The organism is Mycobacterium simiae, from assembly GCF_010727605.1.
Taxonomy (GTDB): domain Bacteria; phylum Actinomycetota; class Actinomycetes; order Mycobacteriales; family Mycobacteriaceae; genus Mycobacterium; species Mycobacterium simiae.
In genome coordinates this window covers 1,237,972-1,251,278 of the sequence record NZ_AP022568.1, presented here as the reverse complement: position 1 = coordinate 1,251,278, position 13,307 = coordinate 1,237,972, and the positions used below count along the sequence as shown (strand labels likewise).

13 protein-coding genes are annotated in these 13,307 nt (G+C 67.0%); 4 read left to right on the top strand and 9 right to left on the bottom strand.

Going from position 1 to position 13,307, the window contains the following annotated elements; genetic code table 11:
• Positions 1 to 67: 67 nt before the first annotated feature.
• The gene (locus G6N33_RS05715; RefSeq protein ID WP_044510187.1) at positions 68 to 628 is read left to right on the top strand and encodes a hemerythrin domain-containing protein; all 561 of its coding nucleotides are present in this window, start codon (positions 68 to 70) and stop codon (positions 626 to 628) included.
• Positions 629 to 701: 73 nt separating this feature from the next.
• Positions 702 to 1,355 carry a UdgX family uracil-DNA binding protein gene (locus tag G6N33_RS05710; RefSeq protein WP_044510188.1) on the top strand — a complete coding sequence of 218 codons (654 nt, stop codon included), beginning with the start codon at positions 702 to 704 and terminating at the stop codon, positions 1,353 to 1,355.
• 9 nt (positions 1,356 to 1,364) lie between these two features.
• On the opposite strand, the gene G6N33_RS05705 is transcribed toward G6N33_RS05710, so the two are convergent.
• A complete protein-coding gene (locus G6N33_RS05705) occupies positions 1,365 to 3,158 on the bottom strand; it encodes a thiamine pyrophosphate-requiring protein (protein WP_044510190.1) in 1,794 nt (597 codons plus the stop codon).
• A gap of 216 nt (positions 3,159 to 3,374) precedes the next feature.
• Here G6N33_RS05705 and G6N33_RS05700 point away from each other — a divergent pair, with 216 nt between their 5' ends.
• Both G6N33_RS05700 and G6N33_RS05695 read left to right on the top strand, forming a co-directional pair.
• Positions 3,375 to 4,010, top strand: coding sequence for a flavodoxin family protein (locus G6N33_RS05700; protein WP_044510192.1), 636 nt, complete (start codon positions 3,375 to 3,377; stop codon positions 4,008 to 4,010).
• Between the two features lie 13 nt (positions 4,011 to 4,023).
• A complete protein-coding gene (locus tag G6N33_RS05695; RefSeq protein ID WP_044510193.1) occupies positions 4,024 to 4,206 on the top strand; it encodes a hypothetical protein in 183 nt (60 codons plus the stop codon).
• Positions 4,207 to 4,213: 7 nt separating this feature from the next.
• Here the strand turns inward: G6N33_RS05695 and G6N33_RS05690 are convergent, their stop codons facing one another.
• From G6N33_RS05690 to G6N33_RS05655, 8 genes are read right to left on the bottom strand one after another with little or no spacing between them, the layout of a single operon-like run.
• Positions 4,214 to 5,518 carry a UDP-glucose dehydrogenase family protein gene (locus G6N33_RS05690; RefSeq protein ID WP_044510195.1) on the bottom strand — a complete coding sequence of 435 codons (1,305 nt, stop codon included), beginning with the start codon at positions 5,516 to 5,518 and terminating at the stop codon, positions 4,214 to 4,216.
• The gene (locus G6N33_RS05685; RefSeq protein ID WP_231382571.1) at positions 5,515 to 6,471 is read right to left on the bottom strand and encodes a glycosyltransferase family 9 protein; all 957 of its coding nucleotides are present in this window, start codon (positions 6,469 to 6,471) and stop codon (positions 5,515 to 5,517) included. The genes G6N33_RS05690 and G6N33_RS05685 overlap by 4 nt, the downstream gene beginning before the upstream one ends.
• Positions 6,462 to 7,181, bottom strand: coding sequence for an SDR family oxidoreductase (locus tag G6N33_RS05680; protein WP_044510197.1), 720 nt, complete (start codon positions 7,179 to 7,181; stop codon positions 6,462 to 6,464). The genes G6N33_RS05685 and G6N33_RS05680 overlap by 10 nt, the downstream gene beginning before the upstream one ends.
• Position 7,182: 1 nt before the next feature.
• Complete coding sequence (locus G6N33_RS05675) at positions 7,183 to 8,595, bottom strand: PfkB family carbohydrate kinase (protein ID WP_044510198.1); 1,413 nt, start codon at positions 8,593 to 8,595, stop codon at positions 7,183 to 7,185.
• A complete protein-coding gene (locus tag G6N33_RS05670; RefSeq protein ID WP_044510200.1) occupies positions 8,592 to 9,161 on the bottom strand; it encodes a D-sedoheptulose-7-phosphate isomerase in 570 nt (189 codons plus the stop codon). The genes G6N33_RS05675 and G6N33_RS05670 overlap by 4 nt, the downstream gene beginning before the upstream one ends.
• Positions 9,158 to 10,177: a glycosyltransferase family 9 protein gene (locus tag G6N33_RS05665; protein ID WP_044512957.1), complete on the bottom strand. Its 1,020-nt coding sequence runs from the start codon at positions 10,175 to 10,177 to the stop codon at positions 9,158 to 9,160. Before G6N33_RS05665 ends, G6N33_RS05670 begins: the two co-directional genes overlap by 4 nt.
• Positions 10,174 to 11,667, bottom strand: coding sequence for an HAD-IIIA family hydrolase (locus G6N33_RS05660; RefSeq protein ID WP_044510201.1), 1,494 nt, complete (start codon positions 11,665 to 11,667; stop codon positions 10,174 to 10,176). Before G6N33_RS05660 ends, G6N33_RS05665 begins: the two co-directional genes overlap by 4 nt.
• Positions 11,664 to 13,304, bottom strand: a complete 1,641-nt coding sequence (locus G6N33_RS05655) for a carbamoyltransferase family protein (RefSeq protein ID WP_044510202.1) — start codon at positions 13,302 to 13,304, stop codon at positions 11,664 to 11,666. Before G6N33_RS05655 ends, G6N33_RS05660 begins: the two co-directional genes overlap by 4 nt.
• Between the last annotated feature and the right edge of the window lie 3 nt (positions 13,305 to 13,307).

The following is a 13,307-nucleotide window of genomic DNA, read 5'->3' as shown; positions in this document are numbered from 1 at the left end:
GGTAGCCGATTGCAGGCGCGCGAAACAGTCCGGCGCGCTATCAGAAAGATCTCTTTGGGAGGACTTTATGGCTCACGCCGCCGTCATGTCGCCCACCGATGTGGTCGACTTTCTCTCTAGTCAGCACGAGCAGATCAAATCGCTGTTCGCTAAGGTACTTTCGGCCTCCGGGGACGCTCGGGAAAAGGCATTCGTCGACCTACGCCGGTTGCTTGCCGTGCATGAAACCGTCGAGGAGGAAATCGTCCACCCGCGGGCGAAGCGGAAGATCGCCGACGGAGCGGCCGTGGTCGAGCAACGGCTCGAAGAGGAGCACGAGGCCAAGACGACGCTGCAGCAGCTGGAGAAGCTCGACGTCGACAGCCCCGAGTTCACCCGGATGCTGACCGAGCTGCGCGACGCCGTGCTCGACCACGCCGAGCACGAGGAGAAAGACGAGTTCACCCGGCTGGGACAGGAATTGAGCAGCGAAGAGTTGCAGAGCATGGGCCGTGCCGCCAAGCTGGCCGAAGCAATCGCACCCACCCGACCACACGCCGGGGTCGAGTCGCAACTGGCGAATCTCGTCGCCGGGCCGTTCGCGGCCATGCTGGACCGGGCGCGCGACGCCATCGTCGGCAAGGGCTGATTCGTTTCGCGAACCGTGGCAAGGGTATGCCCGGGAACATGACGTTCCCGGGCTACTTGCGATTCGGCCGCCGATGACCGCGGCCAAGCCGACCGCCGAACCGTTTCTGCCCACAACGCGTTCGCTTCGCGCGCTGCAGACGGCGGCCGAAAAATGTGAAGGCTGTTCCCTTTTCGAGAATGCTACGCAAACGGTTTTCGGCCATGGCAAGGCCAAATCGCCCATCATGCTGATCGGTGAGCAGCCGGGGGATCAGGAAGATAGGGCGGGGCTGCCATTCGTGGGTCCCGCGGGCAGATTGCTGGCGCGCGCGCTCAACGACGCCGACATCGATCCGGGCATCACGTATCAGACCAATGCGGTCAAGCATTTCAAATTCACCCGCAAGGGCGGCAAACGGCGGATCCACCAGAAGCCCAACCGCACCGAGGTGGTTGCGTGCCGCCCCTGGCTATTGGCCGAGATCGAAGTGATCCGTCCGCAGGTGATCGTGTGTCTGGGCGCCACGGCCGCGCAGTCCTTGCTGGGAGCGACATTTCGAGTGTCGACTCACCGAGGTGAGGTCTTGACGTTACCGGCAGCGATCGCCGCGGGGCCGGCCGTAGTCGCGACCGTGCACCCCTCGGCGGTGCTGCGCGACCGCAGCGGTCGCCGCGACGAGGCGTACCAGGCGTTCGTGGACGATCTGCGCAGCGCCCGTTCGGCTCAGCTGCGTTCGGCGAGCTGAGCCGGCTCGTCAGCTGTTCTTGTGCGGCAGGAACTCCTGCACCTTCGTTTTCAGGCCCTGCTTGACGAATCCCGCACGGTCCTCGTCCCCGGACAACACGGCGGTGGCGGCTGCCTTGAATTGATCCCAGGTGGCGTGCGGCGGGATCGGCGGCATGTCGGGATCGGTGTAGACATCGAGCACCGTGGGGCGATCGGCCGATAAGGCCTCGCGCCAAGCGCCTGCCAGCTCCTCGGGGTCCTTGATGACCATCGCGTTCAGGCCCAGTCCGGACGCGAAAGCGGCGAAGTCAACATCGGGAAGGACTTGCGACTCGGCGAATTTCGGGGCGCCCGCCATAGCCCGCATTTCCCAGGTGACCTGGTTGAGGTCATTGTTGTGCAGGATAGCCACGATCAGACGCGGATCGTCCCACTCCTGCCAGTACCGCTTGATCGTGATCAGTTCGGCCATGCCGTTCATCTGCATGGCGCCATCGCCGGCGAATGCGATGACGGGTCGTCGCGGGTGAGCAAATTTGGCTCCGATGGCGTAGGGGACGCCGGGGCCCATCGTCGCGAGGGTTCCCGACAGTGACCCGCGAATGTTCCCGCGAAACTTTAGGTTACGTGCATACCAGTTTGCCGCCGAGCCGGAGTCGGCTGTCACAATCGCGTCATCCGGCAGTTGCGGCGAAAGCTCCGAGAACAGTCGCAGCGGGTTGATCGGGTGAGCGCTGACTTTGGCTTCCTTGTCCATCGTCTCCCACCAGCGGGCAACATTTTTCTCGATGCCCTCCCGCCACGATCGGTCTTCCTTGCGGCGCAAGTGGGGGATCAGCGCCTGCAGCGCGGTCTTGGCGTCGGCAACCACATTGACCTCGTAGGGGAAGCGCATGCCGATGAATCGGCCGTCGACATCGATCTGCACCGCCCGGCATTGGTCGAACTCGGGCAAAAATTGGGTATAGGGGAAGCTGGATCCCACTGTCAGCAGGGTGTCGCAATCACGCATCATCTCGTAGCTGGGCCGGGTGCCCAGCAGCCCGATAGAGCCTGTCACCCAAGGCCATTCGTCGGAAAGCACATCCTTGCCAAGTAGCGCCTTGGCCGCGCCGGCACCGAGCAGCTCCGCGACCTCGGCGATCTCGGCGTTGGCATCACGTGCGCCGTTGCCTACCAGGATGGCGACCTTTTTTCCGTCATTGAGCAACTTGGCGGCCCGGCCGATCGCGGCATCGCCGGGGGAGATCGCTGGGTACTCGATACCCAGGCTGGACGGAACCATCTTGAAGGCGTGGGTGGGCGGCGAATACGGCAATTCCTGGACATCGGCGGGGATGATCAGCGCGGTCGGGGCTCGCTGCGTCATCGCGACCCGGATGGCGCGATCCAGCACATTGGGCAGTTGCTCTGGGACCGTGATCATTTGGAGGTAATCGCTGGCAACGTCCTTGAACAGACTCATCAGGTCGACCTCCTGCTGATAGGAGCCGCCCATGGCGCTGCGGTTGGTCTGCCCGACGATTGCCACCACCGGGACGTGGTCGAGTTTGGCGTCGTAAAGTCCGTTGAGCAGATGGATCGCGCCCGGGCCCGAGGTGCCCACACATACCCCGACCCGCCCGGTGAACTTGGCGTAGCCGACCGCCTCGAATGCGCTCATCTCTTCGTGGCGTGCCTGGATGAACTTCGGTTGATTGTCCGCGCGTCCCCACGCGGCGAGAAGTCCGTTGATGCCGTCGCCCGGATAGCCGAAAACGTGTTCAACGCCCCACGCCCGCAGCCGCTCCAATAGGTAGTCACTGACCTCTTGCTTAGACACTCGTCATCCTCTCTTGAGCTGTCGGTGGGAAGGCGGAAGCCACCGTGCCGGCCACTTCCCACGCGTGACGAAGTACCCCCAAAGGTGGCCATTAAGCGTGTTCGAAACCTGTGACTGTGCGTAGAGACTGGGTCGGACCCGAGCGCTGGATTCGGTCAGGTGCGTCCGCTCCATCGGGCGCGGTTTGCTCGGTAGGTCAACGGGTACGCCGCGCAGATGTCTATCGAAGGTTCAGCGCGGGACGGTACACCGACAGTGGTGGCTTTGGTCTGCAGTCTCAAACCCAGTCCGGCGCCGTCGAGCAGTGAGCTGATCGCCGAGCACGTGCTCGAGCAGATGCGCGGTGCCGGCGCGCACTGTGAGTCGATCCGCTGCGTCGACTACGCGATAAAGCCCGGGGTGGAAGCCGATATGGGGCCGGGTGACCAGTGGCCACAACTGCGCGAGAAGGTGCTCGGCGCCGACATTTTGGTGCTGGCGACACCGGTGTGGCTGGGCCACATGTCCAGCGTGGCGCAGCGCATCCTGGAGCGGTTGGACGCCGAGCTTTCCAACACCGATGACGCCGGCCGCCCGGCGATGGTCGGTAAGGTTGCGATGGTGGCGGTCGTCGGGAACGAGGATGGCGCCCACAAGGTCACCGCGGATGCGTTCCAGGCGCTCAATGACATCGGGTACACGATCTCGGCACAGGCCAGTACCTATTGGAACGGTGAAGCGATGCAAACCACCGACTACCGAGATCTGGATAAGGTCCCCGACGCGGTCGCCTCGGCGACCGCCGCTGCCGCGCGCAATGCCGTGCACCTTGCCGGCGTGTTGCACGGCGGCACATATCCACCGTACGAGTGAGGAAGGGCCCACGATGACCGGGAAACACCGTGCCAAGGCCGAGAAATCCGAGGAAGACATCGACCCCGATCCCAATGTTGCCGGGTCGCGCGCGAGTCGCAACGACAGTGACGGCAGTTATGTTGGCCGAGCCTCGGCCGACGATGACTTCGGCAGCGGCGAGACGGGTGCCGAAGCGCGCAGCCAGGACGGCTGACCGCCGATCAATAGCCTTGCGGCAGACCGTTTCCCAGGTAGGTGAGCCCGCTGGCTTGCACGGCCTCGCGCTGCAGCATGTTCCTGGTGTCCAGGACGACTGCCAGGGGCGCTTCGCGTGCGACGGCGCACCAGTCGAGGTTGCGGAACAGCGGCCACTCGGTCAACACCACGATGGCCTCGGCCGCCTTCGCGGCCCGATACGGCTCGTCCACCGCGGTCACTCCCACTCGTTGCAGGATCGCCGGGTCGATGCTTTGCAGTCGCGGGTCATAACCCATTACTTGTGCCCCACCGCGGCTCAGTTCCGCGCATGCGGCAAGCGCGGGCGACTCACGGGTATCGCTGGTGGCGGCCTTGAAGGTCAAGCCCAGCGCGGTGATCCGGCAACCCGTCAATGGTCGGCCCATCGCACGTCGCAGTGCCGCGGAAATCCGTTGAGCCTGCGCGCTATTGGTGCCGCGCGCCGCCTCGACCTCGGCGAAGCACATGTCGTGTCCGCGTGCGATGTGGGCCAGCGCCGCAGTGTCCTTGGGGAGACAGGAGCCGCCCCATCCCGGACCGGGCCGCAGAAATTCCGACCCGATTCGGCTGTCCGCGCCCATACACGCCGTGACGTCGCCGATGTCGGCGCCGACTCGAGTGCACAGGGTCGCCAGCGAATTCGTGTACGAGAGTTTGACAGCAAGAAATGCGTTGCTGGCGTACTTCGCCAGTTCGGCGCTCTCGGGACTCATCCTGAGCACGGTTGCGGCGCCCAGGCCGTAGGCGTGTTGCACGACCTGGGCCGCGGCCTCGTCCCGCGTGCCGATGACCAACCGGTCGGGGTGGCGAAAGTCCTGGATGGCGCGCCCTTCACGCAGGAATTCGGGTGTGGACACCACGCGAATACCCCTGTCCACCAGTCGCTCTGCCATGGCGGACGTGGTGCCCACCGGCACAGTGGATTTCAGTGCGACGATGGCGCCGCGCCGCAGGACGGCGCCGAGTTGGTCGACCGCTGACACCACCGCGGTCAGTTCGGCTTGGCCGTCTTCGGCGCTGGGGGTGGGAACACACACGAAGACGATGTCGCAGTCGGACAGGGTCGCGTAGTCGACACTGAACGTCAGCAGCCCGCGGGTTAGGCCGTTGTTCAGCAGCCGCGGCAAGTCGGGTTCGTCGATCACCGAGACTCCCGCCGAGAACTTCCGTACCCGGTCGGGATCTACGTCGACCGCAACGATTTGCAGGCCGCGCTCGGCGATGCAGACGGCGGTGGTCAGTCCAACGTAGCCGGCGCCGACCACCCCGACGCGTGGTGCGGTAATCATGCGGTCTCCCCCAAAACTCGGTGGCTGGCCTCCAGCACACTGTCGACCGTGATGCGCAGCAGGCCCTCGTGCGGTGTGCTGGCGTGCGGATCACCAAAGTGTTTCGCCCACAGCGCAATATGTGGCGCCGTCCCGCGCGGGCCCCAGCGGTCGGGTGCGGTCGGGCCGAACAACACCACCGATGGGGTGCCGGTCGCCGCGGCGAGGTGGCCGATTCCGGTGTCACCACAGATCACCAGGCGACTGTCGCTGACCAGGGCGGTCAGGGCGGGGATGTCAAGCAGCCCCGACATCACGGACGTCCGCGGCAGTCCCGCAGCGAGGGCGACGTCGTGCGCCAGCGCGAATTCGTCGGAGGAGCCGGTGATCACGATCTCATAGCCCTCGTCGCTGAGCGCCGCTGCCACCGCGGCGAAGCGTTCCACCGGCCATCGCCTCGCCGGTGCCGACGCGCCGGGGTGGATCACCACGGCTCCGACCGGCTCAAACGGCAGCATGGGGCGTGGCAGGCTGCTATCGGCGGCGTCGCACGGGATTCCGGCCCACTCGAGCAGCGCGCACCAGCGATCGACCTCGTGTTGGTCGGTGCGCCAGGGCGGACCGGGAAGCGTGGGATGCAGTCGATGACTGTGCGTCAGCACCTGCCTCGGCTGCCAACCCAGCACGTGGTCAATGCTTTCCGGCCCGCAGCCGTGCAAGTTGATCGCCATGGCCGGTGGCCGCGGCAACATCCGCCGATCCCGGAGGCACGCGGTCGGCAGCAGCTCGTCCACCGCACCGGTGAGCAGGGCGAGCTCGCGATAGCGGGACGGGGCCGCGAGCACGATGTGGGCGTCAGGGCAGTGGCGGCGCAGTCCGCGCAGCGCGGGCACCGCGGTCAGTAAGTCGCCGAGCCCCAGAGCACGTAACACCACCACGCTGTCGGCAGCACCGGCGCGCAGCGTCAGGGCCACGACGACTCGGTGGAGGTGCAGACGACCATCTCGCGGACCTCGCAGCCGGCCGGCTGGGAGAGGGCGAATACCACCGTCTCGGCAACGTCGTCGGGCTGGTTGAGCTTGGCGTCTGCCGGCGGCTTGTACTGTTCGGTCCGCCCGTCGAAGAACGGCGTGTGCATGCCGCCGGGGATGAGCAGGGTGACGCCGACCTGCCCGGCGAGCTCCGCCGCCAGCGCTCGAGTGAAGCCCACGACACCGAATTTGGATGCGCAATACGCGGTGGCATCACCGACCGCCTTGATGCCCAAGGTCGACGCACAAGTCACGATGCGTCCGCGGGTGGCCTTCAGGTAAGGCAGCGCGGCGCGGACGACGGCCGCGGTACCGACGAGATTGACCGCAATGACCTGCTCCCAATCTTTGGCGGGTACCTGATCGAGGGCGCCGCAGGAGTCGATGCCCGCCGCGGTGAACACGCCGGTGATCTGGCCGTCTACCTGTTCGGCCAGCGACTCGACGGCGGCGGCGACCGCGCTGGTGTCGGCCAGATCGCAGTTGGCGAAGGGTACATCGGCGGCCGGTGGCTTCTTGTCGATCACCAGCGGTGTGCCGCCGCGCCGGTGGATCGCCGCGACGGTGCTGGCACCCAGGCCGGACGCGCCACCGGTGATGAGCACGCCACCCGTCCGGATGGTGCCGGCGGGGTGTGTTGAAGAATCAGTCATATCAATACCTTTCGCTAAGTGAGCCGCCGGCGCTTGCCGCCGCGATCAGGCGTGACGACGAATAGCCGGCGACGGTGGGCAGAATGACGACCTCGCCGCCGTGCCGACGCACCAGCTCGGATTCGGGCAATTCGGAAGCGACGTAGTCGCCGCCCTTCACCCAGACGTCGGGGCGCAGCACGTCCAGGAGGTTCTCGGGAGTGGGGGAATCGAAGATCGCTACCGCGTCGACGCAAGCCAGTGCGCCCAGGACGCGAGCACGGTCGGCGTCGTGCATCACCGGCCGGCCCGGGCCCTTCAGGGCCCGCACCGAATCGTCGGAATTGACCAGCACGATCAGTGCGTCGCCCAATTCGCGTGCTTGCCGCAGCAACCGGATGTGCCCGGTGTGCAGAAGATCGAAGCAACCACCGGTGGCCACCACGGTCCGGCCGTCGCGGCGCAACCGCTCCGCCAGGGCGATCGCATCGACGCGGCTGCGGTCCTCCAGTTGTGTTGGGGCAGAAAGGCCTTGCGCCGCCTCGCCGGGAACGGGGCTTGAGACGGCCCCGGCACCACCGGTGGCCACGAACCGTGCCGCGTCGGCGACGGCCGCACGCACCGCCGCAACCCCGTCGGCACCTGCGCCCAGGGCCACGGCGGCCGCAACTGCGAACCGGTCGCCGGCCCCACAGGCATCGGCGGCCGCCGTTCCCAGGCCACTGGGGACACCGATATTCGTGACCTCCCGGTGGGCCCCATACACCCGCGCGCCGCGCGATCCGCGGGTGATGCAGACCAGTCGGGCATGCCATGTGTCCAGCAGGGTCTGCCCGGCATCACCCGACCAGGTGCTGCCGCAAAATCGTTGTGCTTCTTCATCGTTGGGGGTCACCAGGGCACAGCCGGGTACCGGTGCGCTGCCGCGGGGGTGTGGGTCCCACACCAGCGGAACCCGAGGCGCGAGCCGTGTCAGCGCCTCGCGGATTCGCGGCAGGGCGGTGACACCTGCCCCGTAGTCAGCGACACAGATGGCGCGAGCATCGGCGAGCGCGGTGGTCGCCTCTTCGCTCAGCGGCAGATCGACAGGCGTGGCATCGCCCCGGTCGAGTCGTAACACCGATTGGCCGCGTGCCCGGATCCGGGTTTTGATGACGGTCGATCCGGTCATCGGCAGCGCCAGTACCCTGACCCCGGCGGTGCTCAGGAGGCTGTACAGCCCTCGACCCGCCGCGTCGTCGGCGAGGCCGGTGATCAACGTCACCCCGGTCTCGGTTCGGGCCGCAAGCAACGCGGCCAGCCCAGCCCCACCCGGCCGTTGAACTAGCCGCTCGGCGTCGACCACCGGCACCGGCGCTTCCGGACTCAGCCGGGTAGCCGACCCCTCGATGTCGACGTCAAGGAGTGAATCACCCACGATTACAAGCGGTTTCATGACGGCTCCGAGCGCAGTAGTATGGCGTCGACGGCGATACACAGTCCGTGCACAAGCATCAGGTGAATTTCCTGCACTGTCGCGGTGGTCGGTGCCTCCACGCAGATGGCCTCATCGCACATCGCCGCGAGTTCGTTGGGTGCCGGCCCGGTCAGTGCCCAGGTGATCATGCCGATGTCGTCGGCCGCTTTGACCGCGGCGAGCACGTTGCGACTGGAACCGCTGGTAGACAACGACACCAGGACATCGCCGGGCCGACCGTGCGCGCGTACCCCGCGGGCGAACATCTCTTCCGGGCCGTAGTCATTGGTCAGCGCGGTCAGCGCCGACGTATCGGCGTGTAATGCGATCGCCGACAACGGCATCCGTTCTTCGTGAAAGCGACCGACCAGTTCGGCGGTGAGATGCTGGGCCTCGGCTGCGCTTCCTCCGTTGCCACAAGCCAGCAGGCGACCCCCGCTCATCAGCACACCCGCGAGTTGTTGACCCCATTCGCGTAGCCGCGTCGTCTGGGATCGGTTGCGCTCCACCGCCTGTCGCAGTGCCTCGAAATGCATCTCGATCACGGCTGTCCTCCTTCGCGCCGGACGGCGGCAAGCAGTTCGGCGTCAGTGATTCCGTCCAAACACGGATGCCCCAGTAGTGGACATGTTCGGGCGCGGCTGTCTCGGCATGCGGCGTGCTGGTCACCGAGCACGGTCACCCGTTGGCCGTATGGGCTCCACTGTGCGGCGGGTACGACCGGTGCGAACAGCGATACCACCGCGGCTCCCACGGCGGCAGCCAAATGCGCCGGTCCGGTATTGGGCGCGACCACCACCCGTGCGGACGCGAACACCGCCGCGAGTTCGCCGAGGCTGGTGAGGCCGCCGAGGTCGACGGCCGAGTCCGCGGCCACTGCGGAAGTCAACGCGGTTTCGTCGGGGCCACCCGTGACGACGACGCGGTATCCGGCTTCGGTCAGCGCTGCCACCATGGACTTGCTGCGATCCGGACTGGGACGGCGGGCAGGCGCTGCCGCACCGGGATGGAACACCACGAAGGGGTCGCGTCCGATCCGGATTGCCAACCGCCGCGGAACCGGGCCGGGGTAGCGGATCCGCAACCAACCGTCGTCACCGGCGGGCAGTGCGCAGCCGGCAGCGCCGACAAGTGACAATGCCCGCCGGGGCTCCGGAATTCCGTCCGGCACCTGATGGCGTAGCTCCAGCAAGCTGCCGGGGTAATCGGTACAGATGGCACCCACCCACGGCACCGACGCCATTCGGCACAGCATTGCCAACGGCAGCGGCGATTGATGAAACGACGTGAAGATGTACACCCGCTCGGGCGCGATGTCGCGAAGCTGCTTGATCAGATCATCGGCATGTGCGGCAGTCAATTCCGGCGAATCGAAATCCACCCACGGTGCCTGCCATTCGACGACTTCATCGACACCCACCAGCAACCGGGCCGCCTCTTGACCGCGGGGTCCGGCCAACATCACCACGCGGGCGTGCCGGTCGGCCACCGCCCGCACCGCCGGGCCGGTGATGAGCACGTCACCGGCGCTGTCCAGGCGTGCGACGACCGCGGTACTCATCGCCACTCCCGCAGCACCAGGGAAACGGCTTCCTGTAGTGAGCCCGCAACACGCGCGTGCTCACGCGCGTGTTGGATTTCTACGGGCAGCGTCCGTGCCGTCGGTACCAGCACCGCTTCGGCCTCGGCCGCGAGTGCGGCCCGTACATCGCCACCGGTGTCGCCGATCAGCACGCACCGCGCCGGCGGAACGGACAGCGCTTCGGCGGCGGCCAGCACCATGCCCGGTTGCGGTTTGCGGCAACCACATTCGTCGTCCTCGTCGTGCACACACACCTGCCAGGCGTCGAAGGGGCCGAGGACCTCGTCCACCCGGGCATTGACTGCACCGAGCTGCTCTGCGCTGATAAGCCCGCGTGCCACGCCCGACTGATTCGTCACCACCGCGAGCAAGAGACCGCGGCGGCGTAGTCGCTGCAAGGCCTTGACCGCGCCGGCGGTGGGGCGCACTCGGGCGGGGTCATTGAGATAGGGCTGGTCGACGATGATGGTGTCGTCGCGGTCCAGTAACACCGCCAGCGGCGGATCTCGACGGGCCCGCCGGAACTCCCATTCACCGGCCAATCGATGGCCGACGGCGACCGGTGGGATGAGCGCGCTGCTGAACCACAGCCGTGCCGCCTCGTAGCCGCCGCGCGGCCCAGCTATCCAGCGCCGCGCCGCGAATTCCGTTGTCAAACCAAGCCATAACACGCCGGCCATTTTGGCCAGCGGGCCCCGCCGCCCGAGCCCCGCGACGACGGCTGCGACGCCGGCTAGGGTGGTCGCGACGTGTGCGGGCATCCGGCCCGGTCCCTCGCCGATCATGGTGCGCCACGAGCGCCCATGCTTGCGGCGCATCAACGCGTTGTCGCGGTTTCCCACCTGTGCCCGCACACTGGACATCCAGGTGGCCGCGGCCACCGGATGGATGCACCGCCGCAGACCGCGGGCAATCACCCCGCCCGCACCTACCACGCGCACTGCCAAGTCGGAGTCCTCACGGTAGGCCCGGGGAAACCGCTCATCGAAACCTCCGACGGCGACCAGCAGGTCGCGACGGTAGGCCATGTCGGCCGTGATCCAGCGCGCCGACGCGAGCCGCAAGGTGCGGCGTTCGTCGTCGCTGGGTCGGCGCGCCGATACCTCAGGCACCTCAATCTTGCCCTGGGAACCGGCGGCCCCGGCCGCGTCAGCGGCCCGAAGGTCGGCTGCCAGAGACGATTTCCACTCCGGCGCCGGCACCACATCGTCGTCGAGGAAACAAACCCACCGGGTGGTGGCCGCACGCCAGCCCGCATTGCGCGCAGCGGCGGGTCCGCGACCTCCACTTCTCACCACGCGGGTCGGCAGCGAACCGGAAATCGCGAGGGGCGTGTTCGGCGCTGGCCGGTCGTCGACCAGGACGATCTCCACCGGATCGGGACCCCGATCGCGGTCCAGTTCAGACAGCAACCGGTGCAACGAGTCCCGGCCGATAGTCGGCACCACGATCGTGTATTCGACTGTCACCGCGGCCGCCTGAGCAGGTAGGGGCCGATAGCCAGCACGTCGATGGGGGAGCTGCCGAAGACCTCGAGTGCGTCGCGCGGCGTGTCCACCATCGGCCGGCCGGCGGTGTTGAAGCTGGTGTTGACCACCACCGGAACCCCGGTGTGCTCGGCGAACCGGCGGATTGTCGCGTGCAGCCGGGGGTCGGCCGACTGCTCAACCGTCTGGATTCGGGCGGTGCCGTCGACGTGGGTGACCGCCGGGATGCGGTCTCGCCAGTGCGGGGCGACATCGTGCACGAATAGCATGTACGGGCTGGGAAGTGGACCGCGGGAAAATATCTCGGCGGCCCGCTCGGCGAGCACCATCGGCGCGACGGGCCGGAACTGTTCACGCCCTTTGACCGCGTTGAGGCGCTCGAGGTTTGCCGCATTGCGGGGATCGGCCAGCAGCGATCGGCCGCCGAGCGCTCGGGGCCCGAATTCGGCCCGGCCCTGAAACCAGCCGACTAGCTGGTTGTCGGCGAGCGCGTCACCGACGGCGGCGGCAAGGTTGTGCGGCCGCTCGTAGCGGACGGCGGCGGCGTCGAGCGCAATCCGAATCTGGTCGTCGGACCAGCCCCGGCCCAGCTGCGCGGTGGTCATTGGCAGGATCGGTTCCCCGTAGGCCGCGGCGAGGTTGAGCGCCGCGCCCAGTGCGGTGCCGGAATCTCCTGAGGCCGGCTGCACCCACACCCGATCGAATCCCGATTCGGAGTAAATGCGGCTGTTAGCAACACAATTCAGCGCTACTCCGCCCGCCAGGCAAAGTGCGTCGGCGTCGGTCTTCTCGCGCAGCCAGCCCGTCAGGTCAAGCAACACGTCCTCGATAACACGCTGCACACTGCAGGCGAGGTCGGCGTGCACCGGGTCCAGCGCATCGGCATGAGGTTCCCGCCGTGGCGCCAATTCCTCCCACGCAATCGGCTCGGTGCGGAATCCCCCGTTGCCACAGGCGTACACCTGCCGGCGCAGTTCATCGGTGAAGGTGGGTCGCCCGTAGGACGCCATCGCCATCACCTTGTACTCGTCGCTCGATCGCGCGAAACCCAGATGTTGGGTGAGGCTTTCGTAGAGCAACCCCAATGAGTGGGGCAGCCGCTGGGAAGCCAGTGCGTCCAGCTTGTGCTCGCGGTACACCCCGGCGAGCATCGACGTCCGTTCGCCGCGGCCATCGACCACCAACACCGCCGCATCAGGATGTGGTGAAGCGAGCGCCGTGGAGGCGGCATGGGCGACATGATGACGGACGTGTTGAAGCGCGGCGGGATTGATACCGGGGATGGCGGCCGATAGAAATAGGTGGGCACGTTGCGCATACAACGTGCGCAGGTCCTCCCACTCCCCATCCAGCCCGGCCGGGTCGAGCGGCTCCTCGTACATCAGCGCCGGGTCGTAGGAGTAGCCGATGGCATCGATGTCGGCCGGATCCAACCCGGCGTGGTCGAGGCACCATCGCGTGGCCGCGACGGGCAGCTCCCAGGTAGCGAATGGGACGGCCTGCTTGCCGTGCTTGCGGCGCGAGAACCGCTCTTCCTCTGCGGCCGCCACCACCTCGCCGTCGACTACCAGGGCTGCCGCCGAGTCGTGAAACACCGCATTTATGCCGAGAATTCGCATTTC